The sequence below is a fragment of the uncultured Alsobacter sp. genome, from assembly GCF_945952055.1.
Classification (GTDB): domain Bacteria; phylum Pseudomonadota; class Alphaproteobacteria; order Rhizobiales; family Beijerinckiaceae; genus Alsobacter.
In genome coordinates this window covers 1-22,284 of record NZ_CAMFHB010000016.1, presented here as the reverse complement: position 1 = coordinate 22,284, position 22,284 = coordinate 1, and the positions used below count along the sequence as shown (strand labels likewise).

Sequence of the window (22,284 nt, the reverse complement as noted above, 5' to 3'; positions counted from 1 at the left end):
ATGCCTTGCTGCAGGTGCGAAGTCAAATGGAGACCGTTCGCGGGTGCCGCAACGGCGCGCTGCCGATCAGTGGGACGTGCGCGAGGCTTTCGTCAGGACGAGCCCTTCCACCGGGGCATCGGCCGCGATCGCCGCCTGCCCTCCCCGGTAGGGAACCACGCCGAAACCACCCAGCAGCCGGACGCCGGTCAGGACGAGCAGGACCGCAACGACCAGCGCCACCGACACTTCGAGGAGCGTCGGAGGTGATTTTCCGCTTTTTTCCCGTCTCGCCTGACCCTCGACGGACATTCGACCCGAACTCACACCCGATATTTCTTCTTTAAGCTCAATCTATGTCATTCCCCGCGCGGGAGCGTCAACCCTTTGTTTACGAATGAACCACCCCCCGATTGTAACGGGTTGTGACAGGCTGCTTCCTCACGCCTTGGGGCGGAATGCGCGGCAGACGTCCGGGTCGGTGTCGAGCCGATCGCCACCGATGAGGTCGAGGCAATAGGGAATGGCGGGAAACACCGCGTCGAGGCAGGTCCGGATGGCCGAGGGCTTGCCGGGAAGGTTGACGATCAGGCTGCGTCCCCGCAGGCCGGCGAGCTGGCGCGACAGGATGGCCGTGGGCACCTCCCGCAGGCTCGCGGTGCGCATCAGTTCCCCGAATCCGGGCATGATCCGGTCGCAGACGGCCTCGGTCGCCTCGGGTGTCACGTCGCGCGGTGCGGGGCCGGTGCCGCCGGTGGTCAGGACGAGGCTGCAGCGCTCCTGGTCGGCGAGCTGGCGCAAGGCCTCCTCGATCGCCGGCCTCTCGTCAGGGACGATCCGCGCCACCGCCCGCCAGGGCATGGCCAGGATGTCGGAGAGGGCCGCGACGATGCCGGGTCCGCCCTTGTCCTCGTATTCGCCGCGGCTCGCGCGGTCCGACACCGTCAGGATGCCGATCGGAACGCCGTCCGATGTGGGGAGCTGGGGAGGCATGCGTCATCTCCTTGAGCCGCGAAACCGATGTCGGGCGCCAGGGAATTACGCCCGGCTGGCGGAACGCAACAAGGCCTGACGCGTTTCCGTGGCGACCGTTTAGCTGTAAACGGAGAGCGACGGGAAGGCTTGGCACACGTCGGAGGTAGGGATCAGTCAATCGGCCGAGGCACGTGTACGCAATGGTTCGCGCCGTTCGATCAATCTCACAGCAAACAAGCATGAAACCCCGAAGTGCGGTATGATGAGGCTACGAACGGGGCCGGCGACAACCGGTGCACGCCCACGTTCAATCCCCACCCGGGATGGCTTTGCCTCGTCAATCCACCGCGGCTTCGGCGATCGGGAAGAAAAACAGTGGTGCGCAGTACGGATGCGGCAGCGATAAGGGATCTCCCCCTTTTCAGGGACATGGCCGACGAGCATTTTGACGCGCTCGTGCAACCGGCATTTCTGCAGAGATTTCCACCTCACGTGGTCCTGTTCGAGCGCGGACAGGTGCCTGATTTCCTCTGCGTCGTGATGGAAGGGGCCGTCGAGCTCTTCGCGCGGCACGCGGAGCGTGAGACGACGATCGCCATCCTGCGGCCGATCGCGACGTTCATCCTGGCCGCGGTGGTGCGCCGGGAGCCGGTGCTGACCGCCGGCCGCACGCTCGACCCGTCTCGGATCCTCATGATCCCGACCGACATGGTCCACGCCATCATGGCGCAGGACAACGCCTTCGCCCACGCCATGGCGGCCGAACTGGCCGACGCGTACCGGTCGATGGTGCAGGAGCTCAAGAGCCAGAAGCTTCGCACCAGCGTCGAGCGGCTGGCCAACTGGATCCTGCGGGAGGCCGCGCGGAGCGGCAACAGCGAGCAGTTCGACATTCCCTTCGACAAGCGCACCCTGGCGTCGCGCCTCGGCATGACGCCGGAAAACCTGTCGCGCAACTTCGCCACGCTGCTGCGCCACGGCGTGGAGGTGCAGGGCCGGACCATCCGAATCACCGATGCCGGGCGCCTGGCGGCCCTGGCCCAGCCCGATCCCCTGATCGACGAGGTCCCCGTCGGGACATGAACGAGCCATGCGCCGGACCCCCTTGCGGGGCGGCGCAGGCGAGGCTCAAGTGCGGGCGTCGTTAGTCCCGCATCCACCGGAGCCTCGGGTGAAGCCGACGGACCCCCACGCCGGCACGCCGGCCTCGGCCTGGATCTGGCCGCTGGCCGCGACGCTCGCCATCCAGACCAGCAGCTCGTTCCTCGGCCGCATCGTCCCCACGGTCGCCCCGGTGGTCACCGCCGAGGCCGGCATGAGCGAGGCGACGATCGGCTACATGTCGGCGCTCAGCACCTGCGGCTCGGTGCTCTTCCTCATGGCCGGGCATCCGCTGATCCGCCGCTTCGGCCCCATCCGGGCCCTGCAGGCGGGCCTCCTGCTCAGCTGCTTCGGGCTCGCCATGCTGGCGACGCCCCACTGGGCCTTCGTGCTGCTGTCGAACCTGGTGCTGGGCCTGGGCTACGGGCCGTCGGCGCCGGCCGGCAGCGACATCCTGCTGCGGCACGCGCCGCCCGCCCATCGCACGCTCATCTTCTCGCTGAAGCAGGCCGGCGTTCCGGCCGGCGGCGTGATGGCGGGCCTGCTGCTGCCCTGGCTCATCGATCGCATGGACTGGAAGACGGCGCTGCTGGCCGTCGCCTTCCTGCCGCTGCTGAGGGTGCTCGCAGTGCAGCCCGTGCAGCGGCGGGTCGATGCCGGCGCCGACCCGAACCAGCCGATCGGCTGGCGCGTCCTTTCCTCGCCCACCAATCTCTTTGCGCCGCTGCGCATGGCGATGGCCTCGCCCGTCCTGCGGGCGCTGAGCCTCGCCGCGGCCTGCTTCGCCGTGGCGCAGGGAACGATCATCGCCTTCAGCGTGACCTACGTGGTGCAGCGCCTCGGCTACGACCTGGTGGCGGGCGGCGTGGTCTTCGCGGTGATGCAGGTCACCGGCATCTTCGGGCGCATCGGGCTGGGGTGGCTCGCGGACCGGCTCGGCTCCAACATCGCCGTGCTGTCGCTGAACGCGCTCGCCATGGCGGCGACCCAGGCCGCCTGGGCCTTCACCGGCCCGTCCTGGTCCTTCGCCGGCCTGGTGACGCTGGCCGCCGTCGCGGGCGTGACCATCACCAGTTGGAACGGCGTGCAACTCGCGGAGGTCGCCCGCCTCGCGCCCCAGGGACGCGTGAGCGAGGGCACGGCGGGCGCCACCCTCGTGACCTTCATGGGCTACATCGTCGGGCCAGCTGCCTTCGCCAGCCTCCTGAGCCTCACGGACAGCTACTCGGTGTGCTTCGGCGTGGTGGGCGTGCTGGGCCTCGTGGCCTTCGCCGCGATCAGGACTGCGGCATCGCGGACCTGAGATCGCACGGAACCGCCCTCCCCCGCTTCCCGTTCGTCTCGTGGATACGTTTCGACGAGGAGCAGACGATGGACACCCGCAACGACCAGGACGCCCGAGACAAGGTCTTCGACCTCCTGAAAGGCATTCGCATCGCGATGCTCGCCTCCCGGGGCGAGGACGGCGCCATGCACGCAAGGCCGATGGCCACCAGCGAGGCCAAGAGCTTCGACGGGGAGCTGTGGTTCTTCACCGACATCCATTCCCCCAAGATCGACGAGATCCGGCGCGATCCCGACGTGCTGCTGACCTACGCGGACGACGACCGCCAGCACTACGTGTCGGTGGCGGGCAAGGCCGAGATCGTCCGCGACGTCGCCAAGCAGAAGGAGCTGTGGTCGGAAGGCAACCGCACCTGGTTTCCCAAGGGTGCCGAGGATCCGGACATCGCGCTCCTGCGGGTCACGGTCGACATGGCCGAGTACTGGGACGCCCCGTCGAGCACCATGGTGTACGCCTTCGGCTACCTGAAGGCGGTGACGACCGGCGAACGGCCCAACCCCGGCGAGAACGCCACGGTCAGGTTCTGACCATGACGGCGATGCACAAGGGCCGCCTGTTCAAGGCGGCGCGGGTCCTCGCCGGCCTCACGCTGGCCGAGCTCGCCGCGAAATCGCATCTCTCGGCCAGCGAGATCGAGCGGCTCGAAGGCCAGGACGTCTGGCCCGTGGGCTCGGCCATGTTCGAGAGCGCCCTCGCCCGGGCCCTGCAGGCCGAGGGTGTCGAGGTCGACAACGAGGCGCCGGGCCTGCACCTGGTCGAGATCGGCGACGAAGGCATCCCGGCCGAGGCGCTGACGGCGGAAAACGACATGTGAGGGGGAGCGTCCCAAAGGTCGCACGCCTTCACACCCCACTCGCCTCCTCATCCTGAGAGTGTGGGAATCATTCGGCTGGCCAGCTTGCCTCACTCTCTCCGCGTCATGGCCGGGCTTGGCCCGGGCAGGACGCGGAGAGGTGGTGGCGCGCTGGAGACGTCAGATGCAACGTCGCACCGGGTATGGATTCACAATCTCTCCGGATGAGGACCAGAGGTGTGCTGGACGGAGCCGAGCGGCGCCAGCGTCCCCCTCAGTATTCCCACTCCACCGCTGTGCCCGCCGAGGCACTGCCGTCGGCGCCGACCTGGCCGCGCAGCTTGATGTGGCGCGTCACGTCGATGTCGACGCCGACGCCCGTGTCGCGCGGCGTCGCGCCGGCGCGCACGCCAACGCGGACGTTGCGGTTGATGTAGCGCGACGCACCGACGGCCGGCCCGCCGCTGGCGCCGGCGCTGACGTCGAGGCTGTCGGCGCCCAGCGCGCGACGCAGCGTGTCGAAGGCGTCCGGCCCGCCCGCTCCCGACAGCTGCGCGATGGTCTGGGCGAGTTGCAGCGCCTGCAGTCCGGTGAGGCCACCCGTGGCGCGGGCGAAGAGCAGGCGCGAGATGACCTCGTCCTGCGGCAGGGCCGGCTGGGAGCTGATGGTGAACTGCGGCTCCGAGGCCGCGCCCGTCACGGCGATCTGGGCAGTGACGTCGGCCGCCTGGGTCTGGGCCAGGAAGTCGAGCGAGGGCCTGAGGTCGCCCATGAAGGTGACGCGGCCGCGCACGAGGTTGATGCGCTGGCCGGCGAGGTTGATCTCGCCGCGCCGCAGGTCGAACTGCCCCAGCACGTTGGGGTCCTTGCTGGTGCCGGTGATGCGGACGTCGCCGCCGAGCTCGGCCGTCAGGCCGCGGCCGCGCACGAAGATGCGGTTGCGTGCCGAGACCGTGAGATCCAGGGCCACCACCGGCGCGGCGCCCGACTGCTGGCGCTCCTCCTTGGCGATGGCCGCGAGCCGGCGCTGCACCGCCGGCGGCGGCCGGATGTGCTTGGTGTTCGGCAGGGGCTGGTACTGCGCCGGGAGCCGGTCGGGAATGGCGATGTCGGTCGAGATCAGGTCGACCCGGCCGGCCACCTTGGGCGCCCTGGCGAGCGGTCCGCTGATCGTCAGCGCCAGGTTTGCCGACGCCTGCACGACGTCGGTGGAGACGAGCTCGGCCTTGGTGCCCTCGATGCGGATGTCCGCGGGCATGCCCCCGGCGGGGTCGATCCCCACCCGCCCGGTGACGCGCAGGGTGCCGCCGTTGCGGGTGTTGGCCGTCAGCCGCTCGATGACCACCGTGTCGCCCTGCGCCAGGATGCGTCCGGCGATGCCCTCGAGGCGGACGCCGATGGTCGGGTCGGCGAAGCTGGCGCCCGACAGCGTGACGGCACCGCCGAGCCGCGGCTTGCGGGCCGGGCCGGTGACGGTGAGGTCGATGGCCGCCTTCCCGGCCACGCGGCGCGCGCCGCCGACGAAGGCGTTGGCGACCGCCAGGTCGACCGGTCCGCGGATCGCGAGGTCGAGCGTGCCATCGGCGGAGAGCGGCGCGCTGCCGGTCGCCTGCAGCGTTCCCACGCGCGGCAGCGCCAGCGTGGCCGCGGTGGTGACCCGCCCGCCGCCGAGCCGTCCCTCGGCCCGCAGGTCGGCGGGCTGGAGCCCGGCCTGCGCCATGGCGCGGGCCATGACGCGGGTGGCGGTGATGCGGTAGCTGCCGTCGGGCTTGGCCGGATCGCCGGCCGCCGTGAAGCGGCCCTCCAGCGTGCCGGTGAGCCCGAGTTCAGGCGCGACGAGCGCGCTCAGCGACAGCGGGATGGCGGTGAGGTCCGCCGTGACGTCGATGCGGTCGCCGAGCCGACCGGCCACGGCCACCCGCGGGGGCGTCGCGGCGCCGGCCCAGCCGCGCACCACGGCCTCGGCCTTCACGTCCGGCTGGGTGAGCGAGCCGTTCAGCGTGCCATTGACGGCGAGCGATCCGGAGAGCTTCGGGTCCGCCTTGCGCAGATCGTCCACCGTGAGGCTGGCGACCAGCGCCGCTTCGCCCGTGGTGGCGGGCCCGTCGAGCGTCAGCAGCGCGCTGCCGCCGGCGAGCCTGATCTTGTCGAAGGCGACGCCGCCGGGCCGGCGCTCCAGCGCGCCGGTGAGCTGCACGCGACCGCCGAGCGCCCGGTCGAGCGCCGGGATGCCGACGGAGAAGCGATCGATGGCGCCGGCGATGGCGGCGCGAATGGTGTAGCGCGCCGGATCGCCCTCCAGGTCGACCCCGAGGTCGGCCTTGCCGCGCAGCGGCCGGCCCGCGAGATCCGACAGGACGGCGATGTCGGGAACGCCGGCATCGAGGCGGCCGCGCACCACGCGGGACCCGTAGCGGCCCGACCACGTCGCCTGCATCGTGGGCGTGGCGAAGGTGGCGCGCGGCGTCACGAGCACGAAGTCGGAGGTGACCTGGCCCTGCGCCACGGCGGACATCCGGCCGCCGATCGCCTTGGCGAGCGCGGGATCGGACGGGCGGATCTCGTTGCCCTGCAGCGCGAAATCGAGGCTGCGATCGGTCGAGCCGGGCTGCGGGGCGACGGTGAGGCGGCCCTGCAGGCTGCCGAACCTGCCGCCGGGGGCCGTCACCTCGGCGGCGTCGATGGTGGCCGCGAGCCGCGCCGCCGAGAGCGGGCCGGTGACCTGCGCGTCGAGCGCCAGGCGGCCGATGGTCACGTCGCCGGCGCGGGTCACCGAGCCGTCGGTCGGGATCGCGGCGAGGCCGACCTTGAGATTGGCGTTCTGCTGGGCGTCGAGGGTGCCCGCGACGCTGAGCTTGCCGCCGCGCGAGGTGAGGTCGAAGCGGCGGATGGCGAGCGCCAGGTCGTCTCCCACCAGGACGTCGCCGTCCAGGCGCGTGTCGCCCAGGAACACGGGCTGGATGGGCCCGGGCAGCAGCGGCGAGAGCCGCGCCGCCAGCGCCAGGCCGACGCGCCGGCCCTGGCCCTCGCGGTTGATGGTGGCGTTGCCCTGCGCACCCACGTCCGGCCCGGACTGGAAGTCGAGCTTGGCCGCCCAGCGGTCGATGGGGCCGTGCCCGTCGACGAGCAGCCGGATGGGCGGCTCGCCGGCAAGCCCGCTCATGCGCGACAGGAGGCCGCCGGCCGGTTCGTCGAGCGACAGGTTGGCATCGAGCTGGCCCGATTGGGGCGCGTAGGCGAGCGTGGTGGCGAAGCGCCCGGCCGCATCGAGCCGGCGGGCCTCCAGGTTCAGCGACAGGCCCTCCGAAGGGGTGCCGAGCACGGCCGACCCGCTGGCGGAGAGCCGGGCGGCGGTGCCGATGACCGGCTCGCCCAGCACCAGCTCCGTCAGCTTGAACGACTTCACCACGATCTTCACCGGCAGCGCCGGCAGCTGGGGCGCCTCGGCGGCGCCGGCGGCCGACGCCTCGTCGGCCTCGGGCTTGCGCGCGACCGTCATGCGGCCGATCTCGAGGGCGTTCACCTCAAGGCGCCGCGACGTCAGGAGGGCGAGCCGGCTCCAGTCGAGGCGCGCCGTCTCGACGGTCAGCCAGACCCCGTTCTTGTCGGCGATGCGCACGTCGCGAACGGTGGCGACGGAGGACAGCGCGCCCTCGACCGCGCCCACGCTGACGCGGTTCTCCGGCGTGGAGAGCGCCCAGGAGAGCAGGCTCGCCAGGCTGCCCTGCTCGCCCCCCTGCTGGGCCAGCACCGGCGCGGCGACGAGGGCGCCGGCGACGAGGATGCCGCCCGTGGCCAGGGCGAGCGAGCGGCGGGGCGAGGCGGTCCGGCGATGGGTCATCAGAAGGCCTGCCCGATGCTGACGTAGAGGGCCACCGGCCGATCACCGGGCCGGCGGTTCACCGGAACCGCCACGTCGAGGCGGATGGGCCCGATGGGCGTGTAGTAGCGCAGGCCCAGGCCGACCGCCGTCTGCAACTGCCGGCCGAAATCGGGAACCTCGTCCTCGAAGGCCATGCCCGTGTCGACGAAGGGCACGATGCCGATGGTGTCGGTGATCTTGATGCGGGCCTCGAAGGAGGCCTCCACGAGGCTGCGCCCGCCGATGGGCGTGCGCCCGATGCGGGGGCTCAGGCTCTGGTACTTGTAGCCGCGCACCGACGTGCCGCCGCCGGCATAGAAGCGGTACAGCGAGGGGATCTCGGCCAGGGCCGGGCCGATCACGCTGCCCAGCCCGAGCCGCGCGGCGAGGATGACGCGCGCGTCCTCGTCGAGGGCGAAGTAGGTCGATCCCGAGGCGGTGAGGATGGTCATGTCGACGGTGGAGCCGAGCGCCGTCAGGTAGGGCGTGGCGCTGCCCTTCACCCGGAAGCCGCGGGTGGGATCCAGTGCGTTGTCCGTGGTGTCCCAGGTTCCGGACACGGGGAAGCCGACGAGCGTGTAGTCGATCTGGCCCAGGATGTCGCTGGTCTGGCCGCGCTCGAAGCGGACGCCGCCCTGCACGGAGGCCGTGTCGTCGAAGCGGTGGCGCAGCGAGAACTCGGTGTTGAGCCGCCGCACGGTGTAGCCCAGCGTGCGGTTGCGCTCGACGAGCCCGGAGGCCAGGAGGTCGTTGGGCGTGCCGCCCAGGCCGGGCTTCACGAAGCTCGCGGAGAAGCGGCCGCCGAGATCGTCGCGCGAGAAGTCCCTGATGCTGCGGTTGGCCGAACCGGCGTTGGGCGTGGCGTAGAAGAGGCTGCCCTCCAGGCGCAGGGTCTCCGCGCCGCCGAAGAGGTTGCGGTGGGTCCAGTAGCTGCGCAGTTCCGGCCCGTCGACGGTGGAGTAGGAGGCGGAGGCGCCGACGGCGCGGGGCTTGCGCTCGGTGAGTTCGACGAACAGCGGCAGGTTGCCGGAGGCATCTAGGCTCTCGCCCTCGCGCACCCGCACGCCGCCGAGGATCTCGAGCTTGGAGAGCGACTTGCGGATGCCTTCCACCGCGGCCGGCGAATAGGGCTCCCCGGGCCGCGTGTAGATGAAGCTGCGCACGGGCGCCGGGTCGACGGTGGTGAGGCCGCTCATGGTGACCGTGCCGATGCCGGCCAGGGGTCCGGGATCGACGGTCAGCGTGACCTCGTAGGCCAGCGCCGGATGGTCGACCACGGGCTTGCGCGACACCACCTTGGCGAAGGGGTGCCCCATGGCGCGGAAGTGATCGACGATGCGGGCCTCGGCCGCGATGACGTCCGCCGCCCTGCCCGGCGAGCCCGGCTCGAACTTCACCACGCGGTCGGGCAGCACCTGCGGCGCGTAGGGCCGGCCGGTGGCGCGGTCGAGCACCGTGAGGTTGCGCAGCGTGAACAGCGGACCGGGAGCCGCGACGATGCGGACCGGAATCTGCTGGCGGCCCTGCAGGGCGGTCGCCGCGCGCACGGCCGGCCCCGTCGGACGCCCGAGCCGGAGTTCGACGCCGGCGATCTCGAACCAGGCGCCGCCGTTGTAGTAGCCGAGCCCCCACAGCGTGTCGGTGAGGCGCACGAGATCCGACTCGGCGATGCGCACGAGGCTCTCGGCGTCCGGCGGCGGCTCGAGGCGCAGGCGGGCCAGCGTGGAGGCGTCCCGCAGGGCGCGCTCGATGTCGCCGTCGCCGCCCTGGACCGAGACGTCGAGGGTGAAGGCGGCCTTGCCCGGCGCAGCCGGCGGCGAGGGCTGCTCGCGCAGGCCCAGGAACACGAGAAGGTCGAATGCGCGCGCAGGACCGGCGCCTGCCGTGGCGAGTGCCAACGCGAGCCCCAACGCTACGCCTCGCGCGGTCCCCCGCACCATTTACCCTCCGTCCGCGACCCCGCCGTCCGGTCTTCTAATTGAACCCCACGGGATGCCACAACCAAGGCCAACGTGTGACGGATCCCTGCAACGCGCCATTATGGTTAACGGGAACCGCAACCGTGGCCGCGCGTTGCCACGCCGATGAGCTCTCCTCCCGCCGCGACCCGGCCCGCCGCCTCCACCGCCGCCTCGACCCCCGCCCGCGTCGAGCGCGGCGTGGAAAGCGTGTCGACGGCTTCCGCCATCTTCATCGTCGCTGGCCTGGGCGTGCTGTGGGCCGGACAGGAAATCTTCGTCCCCATCGCGGTGGCGATCCTGCTGAGCTTCGTGCTCGCCCCCCTGGTGAGGCGCCTGCAGGCTTGGCGGCTGCCGCGCGGCGCGGCCGTGCCGACCGTGGTGGTGCTCGCCTTCCTCATCATCACCGGCCTGGGGGCCGTGGTGACCATGCAGCTCACGGTGCTGGCGAACAACCTGCCCCAGTACCAGACGACCATCCGCGAGAAGGCTATCGCCGCGCGTGGCATGATCGCCGGGCGCGGCACCCTCGAGCGTGCCGCCGACATGCTGCAGGACCTCGGGCGCGAGCTGCAGAACCGACCCGCACCGGCGACGGCGGGCGAGGCGACCGCGGGTGCCACGCGGCCGGCGCAGCCGATGCCGGTCGAGGTGCATTCGCCTGCCCCGGGTCCGCTGCGCTCGCTCATCGACATCGTGTCGCCCGTGGTGCATCCGCTGGCCACCGTGGGCCTGATCGTGATCTTCGTGGTCTTCATTCTGCTGCAGCGGGAGGACCTCAGGAACCGGCTGATCCGCCTGGCCGGGTCGCACGACATCCAGCGCACCACGGCCGCCATCGACGATGCCGCCCATCGGCTCAGCCGGCTCTATCTGGCGCAGCTCGGCCTCAACGCGGGCTTCGGCTGTTTCATCGCGATCGGCCTCTGGCTCATCGGCCTGCCCAACCCGATCCTGTGGGGCATCCTCGCGGCGATCCTGCGCTTCGTGCCCTATATCGGCGGCTTCATCTCGGCCGCCTTCCCGCTGACGCTCGCCATCGCGGTCGACCCGGGCTGGTCGATGCTGGCCTGGACGGCCGCGCTCTTCCTCATCGGCGAGCCGCTGGTGGGCCATGTGCTGGAGCCGCTGTTCTTCGGCCGCAGCACGGGCCTGTCGCCGGTGGCCGTCGTGGTCTCGGCGGCGTTCTGGACCTGGCTGTGGGGACCCATCGGCCTGGTGCTGGCGACGCCGCTCACCGTGTGCCTGGTGGTTCTGGGCCGGCACGTGGAGCGCCTCGCCTTCCTGGACGTGATGTTCGGCAGCACGCCGGCCCTGTCGCCCCCGGAGGTGTTCTACCAGCGCATGCTGGCGCGCGATCCCATCGAGGCCGCCGACCAGGCCGAGGACTATCTCGCCGACAACGCGCTCGCCGCCTACTACGACGACATCGCCCTGCCCGGCCTGCGCATGGCGCAGGACGACCGCACCCGCGGCGCGCTCGAGGAAGAGCGCATCGCGACGCTGCGCGACACCGTGGCCGACCTCGTCGAGGACCTCACCGAAACGCTGCCGGTGCTGCGGGAGCAGAACGGCCCGGTGGACGGCGGGGCCAATCCCTCGGCGGCGCCGTCGTCCTGGGCGGACGCGGAGCGGGTGCTGTGCATTCCGGCCCGCAGCCCGCTGGACGAAGCGAGCGCGCTGATGCTGGGCCATGCGCTCAGCCGCTCCGGGCTGGCGAGCCGGGTGGAGGGAGCCGGCGCGCTGTCGAGCGCGCGCATCGTCCATCTCCCGGCCGGCGACGTCGACATCGTGGTCCTGTGCTCGCTCGATACGTCCAGCATCGGCCACCTGCGCTATGCCGTGCGCCGCATCCAGCGCCGGCTGCCCGGCGTGGCCGTGGTGCTCGCGGCCTGGGACGCAGACGCCATGGCCGCCGAGAAGCTCGCCGCCATGCTCGGCCCGGACCGCGTCGTGACCTCCATCTCCGAGGCCCTCACCGGCGTCGTGGCGCTCGCCGTCCGCCGCGAGGACGACGTGTCGGACCCGGTCGAGGACCCGCGGGATCCCGCTCCGGCCGTCGGCGGCCCGATCCCGGCGTGAGCCGTTCGCCGGCGGCGCGCCTGTGGCCCGGAGGCCACGCATGGGGGCCGCTCTCGCACCTGCGGCAGGTTGGCGGCTGACAGGGGCGCGCGCGCTTTCTAGAAGGCGGGCATCCTCCACGATGGAACGGCGCCGAATCGATGCTGACCCGACGTCTCGTCCTGCTGGCCACCGCCGGCGCCCCGCTCGCGGCCTGCAACACGATCCCCAATCCGCCGGCCCCGAGCCTGACGTCCGATCCGGAGCTCGCCGCGTGGTACGTGGGCAGCAAGCCCGACAAACCCTACGACATTCCGCTGGTCGACAAGACCAAGATCGACGCGCAGTTCCGGCGCCAGACGGTGGCCTACAAGGGCCCCGAGGCGAAGGGCACGATCGTCGTCGATATCGACGCGCGCATGCTCTACCTCGTGAACGGCGACGGCACGGCCGAGCGCTACGGCGCGGGCGTGGGGCGGCAGGGCTTTTCCTGGCGCGGACGCGCCTATGTCGGCCGCAAGGCGGTGTGGCCGGACTGGAGCCCCACCTCCACCATGGTCCGCATCAAGCCGGAGCTGCCGCGCTTCCTGGAGGCCGGGCTCGACAATCCGCTGGGCGCGCGCGCCATGTACCTTTACCAGGGGGGGCGGGACATCCTGTTCCGCATCCACGGCACCAACGAGCCGTGGAGCATCGGCGAGCAGGTGTCGAGCGGCTGCATCCGTCTGCTCAACGAGGACGTCGCTGACCTCTACGAGAAGGTGCCGGTGGGGACCAACGTCCTCGTCAAGCGCAACGGGGTCTATCGCGTCTGATCCCCGCTCGAATTCACGGATCCGCTTTTGTGCGACATATAGCCGCAGCTTAAGGGGCTAACCTTCGGGCACCCCGATGGTGAACATTGCGCCACCGGTCAAGCCGGGTCCTAGGGAGCTCGAAGACCCCCCGCAATGCGCCTGACGTTCGATCGCCGCGTCGCCCTTGTCACGGGTGCCGGGCAGCCCATAGGAAACGCCATTGCCTGCGCCCTGGTCCAGTCCGGGGCCACCGTGCACGTGGCAGACACCCCCGAATCGGGTCTCGCCGATCGCGCCCACCAGATCGGCGCGAAGCCTCACCTGTACGACATCCGCAACCGCCACGCGGCCCACGAGGTGGTGCGCGGCGTGCTGGAGAGCGAGGGGCGCCTCGACATCGTCGTCAACGCCGGCCACGCGGCCGCGCCCGAGACCGAGACCGCGCTCGAGGACATCGACGAGGAGGCCATGGTGGGTCACATGGTGCGCGGCACAGACACCACCTTCTGGCTGGCCCAGGCCTGCGCGCCCACGATGAAGCGGGCGGGCTACGGCCGCATCGTCACCGTGGCCGCCCCGGCGCGCGACGCCAAGGCCGGCGACGTCACGGCCGTGCAGCAGGCGGTCGCGGGGCTCACCCGGCAGCTCTCCGGCGAGCTCGCCCCACACGGCATCACGGTCAACACCGTGCTCTCCGGCGTCATCTCGACCGACCCGGAACAGGCCAACGGCAACGACCACGTCAACGGCTTCGCCACGCTCCACACCCGCCGGCACGGCCGTGCGGAGGACGTGGCCCACGCCGCCCTGTTCTTCGTCAGCGACGAAGCGGGCTGGATCTCCGGCCAGGTCCTGCCGGTGGACGGCGGACGCTTCTGAGCGGCGCCCGGCGGGAGCGGCTCCCGCCCGCACGGATCAAGACGACATCGCCAGCCCATTCAGCGGTGGCATGGAACGCAAAGCCTTTCCCTCGCGTTGCCGGAAAGCCTGAGTTCTAGCTGCTGTGACGGGTAGGTTCCCCCTTGGTGGTCCAACTGACCGCGCCGACGATCTTGCCCGTTCATCCCGGCACCGAGATGGCGGCGCGCATCCTTGCGCTGGATGAGGCGAGCTCGCCCCTGGGGCCGCCGAGCGCCTGGCCGCAAAGCCTTCTGAACGCCCTTGGCCTAATGCTGCCCGCCCACGCGCAGATCGTGCTGTTCTGGGGCCCGGACTACGTGGCGCTCTACAACGACGCCTACGCCCCCACGATCGGCGCCAAGCATCCGGCGGCGCTCGGCCGTCCGGCGGCCGAGAGCTTCGTGGAGCTGTGGGACGATCTCGAGCCGCTGCTGCGCCGGGTGCGCGAGACGCGCGAGACCTTCGCGGCGAAGGACAGGCCCTTCCACATCGAGCGCCACGGCTACCGCGAGATGGTCCATTTCGACGCGTCCTTCTCGCCGGTGCCCGACGAGACGGGCGCGGTGGGCGGCGTGCTGTGCATCGTCTCGGAAACGACCGAGCGCGTGCGGGCCGAGCAGGCGCTGCGGGCGAGCGAGGGCCGGCTCCGCTTCCTGGGCGAACTCGACGAAGCCCTGCGCCGCTCGCGGGACGCCGCCGAGGCGATGGCGACCGCCGCCGAGCGGCTGGCCCGCCGGCTCGGGGCATCGCGCTGCGCCTATGCCGACGTGGACGCCGGCTCGGGCAACGACCGTTTCGTCATCCGGCGCGACTACACCGCGCCCGGGCACACGAGTTCGGCGGGCATCTACAGCCTCGATCTGTTCGGCCCCCGTGCGGCGAAGGCCATGCACGGCGGGAGCACGCTCGTGATCCGCGACATCGCCCGCGAGCTCGCCGCCGACGAAGGCGGCGCCATGTTCCAGGCCATCGGCTTCCGGGCGATCGTCTGCTGCCCGCTCGTCAAGGACGGCAGGCTCGCCGCGATGATGGCCGTGCACCAGGACGTCGCGCGCGACTGGCAGCCCGACGAGATCGGCCTGGTCGAGACCGTGGTGGAGCGGTGCTGGGCGCATGTCGAGCGCGTCGGCTCGGAGGCGCGGCTGCGCGAGAGCGAGGAACGCTACCGCACCCTGTTCGAGGCGATCGAGGCGGGCTTCTGCATCATCGAAGTGCTGTTCGACGCGGAGAAGCGGCCCGTGGACTACCGCTTCGTCGAGGTGAACCCGGCCTTCGAGACGCAGACCGGCCTCGTGGGGGCGGTGGGGCGGCGCATGCGCGAACTCGCGCCGGCTCACGAGGAGCACTGGTTCGAGATGTACGGGCGAGTCGCCACCACGGGCGAGCCGGTGCGGTTCGAGAACGAGGCCGCCGCGCTCGGGCGCTGGTTCGACGTCTATGCCTTCAAGGCGGCCGGTCCCGAGCAAAACCGGGTCGTGATCCTGTTCAGCGACATCACCGCGCGTCGACAGGCGGAGGAGGAGCTGCGCCAGCTCAACGCCACGCTGGAGCATCGCGTCGCCGAGCGCACCGCGGAGCGCCAGCTCCTGGCCACCATCGTCGACATCACCGGCGAGCAGATCCAGGCGCTCGACCTGGAGTACCGGTGGCTCGCCATCAACCCCTCCTGCCTCGAGGCCTACCGGAGCCTCTACGGCAAGGTCCCGAAGGTCGGCGATTGCCTGCTCGACATGCTGGCCGACATGCCCGAGCACCTGGCGGCCGCCAAGACCGTCTGGGCCCGCGCGCTGGCGGGAGAGGCCTACACGATGCAGGCGACCTGGGGCGACCCGGAGCTGGGCGAGCGAAGCTACGAGATGCGCTTCGAGATCCTGCGCGACCCGGCCGGTCGCCAGGTCGGGGCGTTTCTCACCGGGCGCGACATCACCGAGCGACTCGCGGAGCAGCGGCGCCTGGAGAAGGCCGAGGAGGCGCTGCGCCAGTCGCAGAAGATGGAGGCCATCGGCCATCTCACCGGCGGCGTGGCCCACGACTTCAACAACCTGCTGACGCCGATCGTCGGCAGCCTGGATCTCCTGCAGCGCAAGAGCCTCGGCGGCGCGCGCGAGCAGCGCCTGATCACGGCGGCCGTGCAGTCCGCCGAACGGGCCAAGACGCTGGTGCAGCGCCTCCTGGCCTTCGCGCGGCGCCAGCCCCTGCAGCCCGTCGCGGTCGACGTCGGCCGGCTGGTGAAGGGCATGGGCGAGCTCGTGGCCAGCACGACGGGGCCGCAGATCCGCGTGTCGGTGGAGGCCCCGGACGATCTGCCCGCCGCCAAGGCCGATCCCAACCAGCTGGAAATGGCCCTGCTGAACCTGAGCGTCAACGCACGCGATGCCATGCCCGACGGCGGCACGCTGCGGATCGCGGCGCGCTCGGTCCTCGTCGGTCCCGGGCACCGGGCGCGCCTGCCCGCCGCGCACTACATCTGCCTGTCCGTCGCCGACACCGGGACCGGCATGGACGAGGCCACCCTGGCGCGGGCGGTGGAGCCCTTCTTCTCGACCAAGGGCGTCGGCAAGGGAACCGGGCTCGGCCTGTCGATGGTGCATGGCCTGGCATCCCAGCTCGGCGGCGCCCTCACCATCCAGAGCCGGCCGGGTTCCGGCACGGTGGTGGAGCTGTGGCTGCCGCAGACCGTCGAGGCGGTGGAGGCGGCGGAGACCCCCTACGCCCTCCCCTACCCGCTGCAGCGCGGCACGGTGCTGCTCGTCGACGACGAGGACGTCGTTCGCCTGACCACGGCCGAGATGCTGCAGGACCTCGGCTACGCGGTGACGGAAGCCGTTTCCGCCGAGGAAGCCCTGCGGATGGCGACCGGCGGCGTGCCCTTCGACATGCTTCTGACGGATCACCTGATGCCGGGCATGACCGGGACCGAGCTGGCGCGCGACCTGCGCCGGCGACGCCCGGATTTGCCCGTGCTGCTGATGTCCGGCTTTGCCGAGGAGCATGGCGTGGAGGACGGCATCCAGCGCATCAACAAGCCGTTCCGCAAGGACGAACTGGCGATGCACCTGGGGCAGCTCGGCGCTGGCCGCGGCTGACCCCCGCCCCCCTCCCGCATTCCCGGCGCGGACGCCCCTCCAGGTACAAAGTGCCGCAGCCCAGCTGACGCAACCCCGCGGTGGCGCTCCCGGTTGTCCGGGTTTGTAGCTCACGGGGACGGCTCATGGACGGCGCGGCGAACGACCAGGTTGTGACGCTCGATCTGCGCTCGGGCCAGACGATCTGGGAGCGCGATGCGCGGCCCTTCGCGCGGCCGACGCTGCCGCCGGTGAGCAATCTGCGCACCGACGTGATCGTGGTGGGGGCCGGCATCACCGGTGCCTTCTTGGCGGAGCGCTTCACGCGCGAAGGGCGCAAGGTCGCCATTCTCGACCGCCACATGCCGCGCCGCGCCAGCACGGCGGCCAGCACGGCGCTGCTGCAGTGGGAGATCGACGCCCCGATGCTGGAGCTCGAGGGCGAGCTCGGCTTCGAGGCGGCGGCGGCGATCTACCGGCGCAGCGTGGCCGCCGTGCGCGGCATCGGCCATCTCGCCGCCGATCTCGGCAATGCGGCCGACTTCTCCTGGCGCCCCACCCTGTTCCTCGCCGGCAACGAGCTCGGCCCCGCCGACCTCCGGGAGGAGCTGCGGCTGCGGCTCAAGGCCGGCATCGAGGGCGAGTATCTGGGCCCGGGGGACCTCGCGGCCCGTTTCGGCTTCGACCGCGAGGGGGCTCTGCTGCATGCGGGCTCGGCGGTGGCCCACCCCATGAACCTCGCAAACATGCTTCTGTCGGCGGCGCTGTCGCGCGGCGCCACGCTGCTCTCGCCGGCCCTCGTGGTCGACTACGACACCACCTCGCAGGGCGTCAGCGTGCGCACCGAGGCGGGGCTGCAGGTGGACGGCGAGATCCTCGTGCTGGCGAACGGCTACGAGCTGCCGCCCTTCGTGGAGGCGCGCGTGCACCGCATCACCTCCACCTGGGCCTTCGCGACCCGGCCGCAGGCGCCGGGCGTGCTGTGGCCGGACGAGGCGCTGGTGTGGGAAGCCTCGGAGCCCTACGCCTACATGCGCTCCACCACGGACGGGCGCATCGTGTTCGGCGGCGAGGACGAGGACATCCAGGACGCCGACCGCCGCGACGCCCTGCTGCCGGAGAAGATCGCCACGCTGCGCGGCAAGCTCGCGGCCCTGGTGCCCGCCGCCGACACCACGCCCGACGCGACCTGGACCGGCTTCTTCAGCGAGACCGAGGACGGGCTGCCGCTGATCGGCGCCGTGCCCGGCCGCCCCCGCACGTTCGCCGCCTTCGGCTATGGCGGCAACGGCATCACCTTCAGCGCCATCGCCGCCGACATGATCGCCCGCCTGGCCGCCGGGCAGGACGACCCGGCACGCGAGTGGTTCGCGGTGGACCGGGGGTGAGGTGGGTGGCCTAGGCGAGGCTGACTTCACCTTGTGCTGTTGCCGCTTCTCCTCGCCCTCTCAGCGTCATCCCCGGCATGGCGCGGGGGCCCACGACTTGAGGACGGCCCCGCCAAAGTCGTAGATGGCCGGGCCGGCGCCCGGCCAGGACGGCGGAGAGATGGAGCGAACGAGGCGAAGGCCGCCTCACCCCGCCGCGGGATAGTCGCTGTAGCCCTGGGGACCCGGGGTGTAGAACAGGTCGGCGTTGGGCTGCGCCAGCGCGATGCCGTTCTTGAAACGGGCCACGAGGTCGGGGTTGGCGATGAAGGGCCGGCCGAAGACGACCGCCTGCAGCTCGCCGCTGGCCAGAGCCGCCTCGCCCGTCTCCTGGGTGTAGCCGCCGGCCGCGATCATGCGGCCGCGGGTGTGGGCGCGCATGGTGGCGAGCGTGGCGGTCGGGTCGCCGGCATTGTTGAGCTGCGGGGCGAAGGCGTCGGCCTTCATGACGTGGACATAGGCCATGTCGGCCGTAGGGATCGCGTCGAGCAAAGCGACGTGGGTCTCGACCGGATTCGCATCGACGAGATCGTTGAACATGTGGCCCGGCGAGACGCGGATGCCGGTGCGGTCGGCGCCGATGGCGTCGGCCACGGCCTTCACCGTCTCCACCACGAAGCGGATGCGGCCGGCGAGATCCGTGCCGTAGCCGTCGGTGCGCAGGTTGGCGTTGCTCGCCAGGAACTGGTTGAGCAGGTAGCCATTGGCGGCGTGCAGCTCGACGCCGTCGAAGCCGGCCTCGCGGGCGTTCTTCGCCGCCTGCACGAACTCCTCGCGCAGCGCCGGCAGCTCGGCCGTGGTGACGGCGCGGGGCTGCGGATAGCTCTGCATCTGCTGCTGGTCGGTCCACATCTGGCCGGCCGGCGTCACCGCCGACGGCGCCACCGGCGCATCCGGCACCTGCCGGTTGAGCGGATGGGCGATGCGGCCGGTGTGCATGATCTGCAGCACCATGGAGGCGCCGCCCTTGTGCACCGCGTCGGTCACCTTGCGCCACGCCGCGATCTGCTCGGGGGAATGGATGCCCGGCGTGCGGGCATAGCCCTGGCCGGCGAAGCTCGGCTGCGTGCCCTCGGCGATGATCATGCCGGCGGAGGAGCGCTGCGCGTAGTAGTCGACCACATGCGGCAGCGGCACGCCCTGCGCATCGGAGCGGCTGCGGGTGAGCGGGGCCATGACGATGGCGTTCTGCAGCGCGAGGGCGCCGAGGCGAGTGGGCTGGAAGAGCTTGGACATGGGTGCGGTACCGCTGGGGACGTTGGGACCGCTGAGGTATGTACGTTTCCGCCCGTGTCCAGAGCTGGGCTGGTGGGCATTTTTGCAAGGGCGCCTATGGCGCAATGCCAACGAGCGCGTGCGACTTGCGAAAATGCCATCCGCGGAGCCATGATGGCGCATGACCGCCCGCCCCCGCCCGTCGACGCTCGCCACCGTGGCCCACCGCCGCGCCGCGGCGCTTGCCGCCTTCGGCCTCGCGACCCTGCTGGCGACCGCCGCGCAGGCGACAGAGGCCCGCTACACCTGCAGCAGCGGCACGACGCTCAAGGCCGTGTTCTCGCCGCCATCGGCGAAGACCGGCCGGGTGACGCTCACCTTCGGCGACGGCGCGACGCTCACCTTGCCCCAGGCCCGCTCGGCCGACGGCGGGCGCTACGCCGGCAAGGGCACGACCTTCTGGATCAAGGGGAACGCCGCGACGCTGGAGCGCAAGGGCGGCAGCGAGACCTGCACGGCGCAGTGAACGGGCGAAGCCTCCGCCGCCTCGTCAGCCACCGGCCGTCGCCGGTAAGTCGGTCTCGGGGCCCGCGCCCTCTCCCCGGACCGCCGCGAACAGGCGGCAGGTGCGCGGCTCCGGCGACAGGTTGGGATGGACGGCGAAGCGGCGCAGCGTTCCCTCCTCCTGCATGCCTGCCGCCAGCATGACGGCGGCGGACGCCGCGTTCGCGGTGTCGCAATAGCCCCAGACCCGCCACACCGAGGGATGGTCGATGAGCCAGCCCACGACGGCGGCCACGATCTCGCGGCCATAGCCCCGGCCCCAGGACGGCCGGGCCAGGCCGAAGCCGATCGAGACGCCGTGGTCGCCGCCGGCGAGGTTGACGAGGCCCGCCGGTGCGCCGCCGGCCGTGTCCGCGATGGCGAGGAGGTAGGCCGAGCGGTCCGCCGCCAGCTGGGCCGCGGCCCCGATCATGCGCTCGGTCTGGGCCTGCGCCTCGTGCCGCCGCCAGGGCATGTAGCGCGCCACCTCGGCATCACCGGTATAGGTCGCGAAAAGTGGCCCCGCATCGGCGGGCACGAGGGCGCGCAGGGCAAGGCGGGATGTGGCGAGGCCGATGGGGGAGGTGAAGGGCAGCATCCGGGCAGACTAGCCCGCGCGCGGCGGCGCGGCCATGGAGACGGCGGCGTGCGTCCGGGCAGCCCGGTGCCGGGTCAGTCCTTGAGCGGATCGTGGCCCCAGTTCATCAGGGAGTGGCGCCAGCGCGTGTCCGCGATGTCGCCGGAAGGGCGCTGCGCCAGATGCCGGTGAACATAGCCGACCACCTTGCGCATGTGGGACAGGTCGTCGTCGCCGATGTCGGCCTTTTTTGTGCGCAGGATTTCGACGATGCGGCGGCCCGAATGGTGACCGACGGATTCCGGTCCGCCGGCCTTCGCCTTCGGGTGGCCGTCGGCCCACCCGACCTCGCGCGAGGTCTCCGTCTTCAGCCAGCGCTCGAGTTCGGCCGGCGTCATGTTGACGGCCTCGCGAAACGCGGTGGCGATGTCGTCTCGTGACGTGTCGGCCATGGCATGCCCGCTCCCGTTCGGTGGCGAGCCTGCAACGGCGCAGGCCGGCGGCGGTTCCGCTCGCGGCCGTCACGCGGGCGGGCTGGCGTCCCCGCCCTGCGGCATCGCGGACGTGTCCATCCACATCGCGCCGATGGCGTGCCCATCCGGATCGGCGAGGTCGCGGGTGTACATGAAGCCGTGGTTCTCCACGGGGTTGATGTCGGCCTCCCCGCCATGCGCCGCGGCGGCCCTGCTCATGGCGTCGACCATCGCGCGGTCGCGGCAGCGCAGGGCCAGCATGACCTCGCTCGACCCCTTCGCGGGGATGGGGCGCTGGGTGAACCCGCGCCATTTGGCGTGCGTGAGCAGCATGAAGCTGACCGCCTCGTCCCACACCACGCAGGCTCCGCCCTCGCCGCTGAAGCGGGGCTCGCGCCTGAACCCGAGCGCCTCGTAAAACGCCAGCGACGCCGCGAGATCCGTGACCGGCAGGCTCACGAAGAGGGACGATCCCATGTCTTTCTCCCTGGATGGCGCGAGGGCCAGCCCGGGGCGGGTGGCCTTCGCTCTCACCCAAGGACGTTCGGGAGGATGCGATCCGACAGCGCGGGACTGACTTTCGGGCGCGGCCCGACCCGCGATGCCGACCGGGTCCCCGTCGCGACGGGTCTACGCGCCGACGATGGCGTTGATGTTCAGGAGCGAGATCACCGTGTCGTTCTTGACGATCAGCTTGTCGAGCAGCCCGTCGTCGGAATCCATCACGCCGACCGGCGGGTCGCGAAGGTCCTCGGGTTCGACGTCGAGGATGTCCGACACGGCGTCCGCCAGCAGGCCGACGAGGCGCTCGCCCGCGTCGACCACGATGGTGACGGTGGAGCGGGTGCGTTCCGTCGAGCCGAGGCCCAGGCGGCTGCGCAGGTCGTAGACGACGATGATCGAGCCGCGCAGGTTGAGCACGCCCAGCACATGCGGCTCGGCGTTGGGCAGGGCGGTGGCCGGCTGCCAGCCGCGGATTTCGCGGACGGCGCTGACCGGCGTCCCGAACAGGCGCTCATGCACCGTGAAGGTCACGACCTGGGACAGGTTGGTGCTTTCGTGGTCCTGCAGCGAGTAGTCCCTCAGTGCGGCGCTCATGGCGGCCTCCTGACATGATGGGGATGGAAGGCCCGCAGCGGCGGGCTCCTCCGTTACGGGCAAGAACGGCCCGCCGCGGCGGGCCGCCTACGGTCAGAAAAGAACGGCCCGCCGC

19 protein-coding genes are annotated in these 22,284 nt (G+C 71.5%); 10 read left to right on the top strand and 9 right to left on the bottom strand.

Annotated features, from left to right (window positions below; genetic code table 11):
* Positions 1-66: 66 nt before the first annotated feature.
* Positions 67-222 carry a hypothetical protein gene (locus Q0Q47_RS13810; RefSeq protein ID WP_293860514.1) on the bottom strand — a complete coding sequence of 52 codons (156 nt, stop codon included), beginning with the start codon at positions 220-222 and terminating at the stop codon, positions 67-69.
* Positions 223-420: 198 nt separating this feature from the next.
* Entirely contained in the window at positions 421-972 is a 552-nt protein-coding gene (gene mog / locus Q0Q47_RS13805) for a molybdopterin adenylyltransferase (protein ID WP_293860510.1), read from the bottom strand.
* A 357-nt stretch (positions 973-1,329) separates the two neighbouring features.
* Between mog and Q0Q47_RS13800 the strand changes: the two genes are divergently transcribed.
* The 4 genes from Q0Q47_RS13800 to Q0Q47_RS13785 all read left to right on the top strand — a co-directional run bounded on the left by Q0Q47_RS13800 (position 1,330) and on the right by Q0Q47_RS13785 (position 4,214).
* Positions 1,330-2,037, top strand: a complete 708-nt coding sequence (locus Q0Q47_RS13800) for a helix-turn-helix domain-containing protein (RefSeq protein ID WP_367278248.1) — start codon at positions 1,330-1,332, stop codon at positions 2,035-2,037.
* 88 nt (positions 2,038-2,125) lie between these two features.
* Positions 2,126-3,358 carry an MFS transporter gene (locus Q0Q47_RS13795; RefSeq protein WP_293860507.1) on the top strand — a complete coding sequence of 411 codons (1,233 nt, stop codon included), beginning with the start codon at positions 2,126-2,128 and terminating at the stop codon, positions 3,356-3,358.
* Between the two features lie 68 nt (positions 3,359-3,426).
* Positions 3,427-3,927 carry a pyridoxamine 5'-phosphate oxidase family protein gene (locus Q0Q47_RS13790; protein ID WP_293860504.1) on the top strand — a complete coding sequence of 167 codons (501 nt, stop codon included), beginning with the start codon at positions 3,427-3,429 and terminating at the stop codon, positions 3,925-3,927.
* A 2-nt stretch (positions 3,928-3,929) separates the two neighbouring features.
* Positions 3,930-4,214 (top strand): helix-turn-helix transcriptional regulator, encoded by a 285-nt coding sequence (locus Q0Q47_RS13785; protein WP_293860501.1) that lies wholly within the window; start codon positions 3,930-3,932, stop codon positions 4,212-4,214.
* A 253-nt stretch (positions 4,215-4,467) separates the two neighbouring features.
* On the opposite strand, the gene Q0Q47_RS13780 is transcribed toward Q0Q47_RS13785, so the two are convergent.
* Positions 4,468-8,034, bottom strand: coding sequence for a translocation/assembly module TamB domain-containing protein (locus tag Q0Q47_RS13780; protein ID WP_293860498.1), 3,567 nt, complete (start codon positions 8,032-8,034; stop codon positions 4,468-4,470).
* A complete protein-coding gene (locus Q0Q47_RS13775) occupies positions 8,034-9,995 on the bottom strand; it encodes an autotransporter assembly complex family protein (RefSeq protein WP_293860495.1) in 1,962 nt (653 codons plus the stop codon). The genes Q0Q47_RS13780 and Q0Q47_RS13775 overlap by 1 nt, the downstream gene beginning before the upstream one ends.
* 144 nt (positions 9,996-10,139) lie before the next feature.
* On the opposite strand from Q0Q47_RS13775, the gene Q0Q47_RS13770 reads away from it, so the two are divergent.
* The 5 genes from Q0Q47_RS13770 to Q0Q47_RS13750 all read left to right on the top strand — a co-directional run bounded on the left by Q0Q47_RS13770 (position 10,140) and on the right by Q0Q47_RS13750 (position 18,224).
* Positions 10,140-12,095 carry an AI-2E family transporter gene (locus tag Q0Q47_RS13770; RefSeq protein ID WP_293860492.1) on the top strand — a complete coding sequence of 652 codons (1,956 nt, stop codon included), beginning with the start codon at positions 10,140-10,142 and terminating at the stop codon, positions 12,093-12,095.
* A 140-nt stretch (positions 12,096-12,235) separates the two neighbouring features.
* A complete protein-coding gene (locus tag Q0Q47_RS13765; RefSeq protein WP_293860489.1) occupies positions 12,236-12,889 on the top strand; it encodes a L,D-transpeptidase in 654 nt (217 codons plus the stop codon).
* 135 nt (positions 12,890-13,024) lie between these two features.
* Positions 13,025-13,750: an SDR family oxidoreductase gene (locus tag Q0Q47_RS13760; protein ID WP_293860486.1), complete on the top strand. Its 726-nt coding sequence runs from the start codon at positions 13,025-13,027 to the stop codon at positions 13,748-13,750.
* 146 nt (positions 13,751-13,896) lie between these two features.
* On the top strand, positions 13,897-16,857 hold the full coding sequence (locus tag Q0Q47_RS13755) for a PAS domain-containing protein (protein ID WP_367278247.1): 2,961 nt from the start codon (positions 13,897-13,899) through the stop codon (positions 16,855-16,857).
* A 125-nt stretch (positions 16,858-16,982) separates the two neighbouring features.
* On the top strand, positions 16,983-18,224 hold the full coding sequence (locus Q0Q47_RS13750; RefSeq protein ID WP_293860483.1) for an FAD-binding oxidoreductase: 1,242 nt from the start codon (positions 16,983-16,985) through the stop codon (positions 18,222-18,224).
* 186 nt (positions 18,225-18,410) lie between these two features.
* Here Q0Q47_RS13750 and Q0Q47_RS13745 read toward each other — a convergent pair whose 3' ends face one another.
* Complete coding sequence (locus tag Q0Q47_RS13745; RefSeq protein WP_293860480.1) at positions 18,411-19,499, bottom strand: alkene reductase; 1,089 nt, start codon at positions 19,497-19,499, stop codon at positions 18,411-18,413.
* Positions 19,500-19,659: 160 nt separating this feature from the next.
* Between Q0Q47_RS13745 and Q0Q47_RS13740 the strand changes: the two genes are divergently transcribed.
* The gene (locus Q0Q47_RS13740; protein WP_293860477.1) at positions 19,660-20,004 is read left to right on the top strand and encodes an MliC family protein; all 345 of its coding nucleotides are present in this window, start codon (positions 19,660-19,662) and stop codon (positions 20,002-20,004) included.
* Between the two features lie 24 nt (positions 20,005-20,028).
* Here the strand turns inward: Q0Q47_RS13740 and Q0Q47_RS13735 are convergent, their stop codons facing one another.
* From Q0Q47_RS13735 to Q0Q47_RS13720, 4 genes are all read right to left on the bottom strand, one after another.
* Positions 20,029-20,619 (bottom strand): GNAT family N-acetyltransferase, encoded by a 591-nt coding sequence (locus Q0Q47_RS13735; RefSeq protein ID WP_293860474.1) that lies wholly within the window; start codon positions 20,617-20,619, stop codon positions 20,029-20,031.
* A 74-nt stretch (positions 20,620-20,693) separates the two neighbouring features.
* Positions 20,694-21,050 (bottom strand): DUF3140 domain-containing protein, encoded by a 357-nt coding sequence (locus Q0Q47_RS13730; protein WP_293860471.1) that lies wholly within the window; start codon positions 21,048-21,050, stop codon positions 20,694-20,696.
* A gap of 69 nt (positions 21,051-21,119) precedes the next feature.
* Positions 21,120-21,548 (bottom strand): VOC family protein, encoded by a 429-nt coding sequence (locus Q0Q47_RS13725; protein WP_293860468.1) that lies wholly within the window; start codon positions 21,546-21,548, stop codon positions 21,120-21,122.
* A gap of 153 nt (positions 21,549-21,701) precedes the next feature.
* A complete protein-coding gene (locus Q0Q47_RS13720; protein WP_293860465.1) occupies positions 21,702-22,169 on the bottom strand; it encodes a chemotaxis protein CheW in 468 nt (155 codons plus the stop codon).
* Between the last annotated feature and the right edge of the window lie 115 nt (positions 22,170-22,284).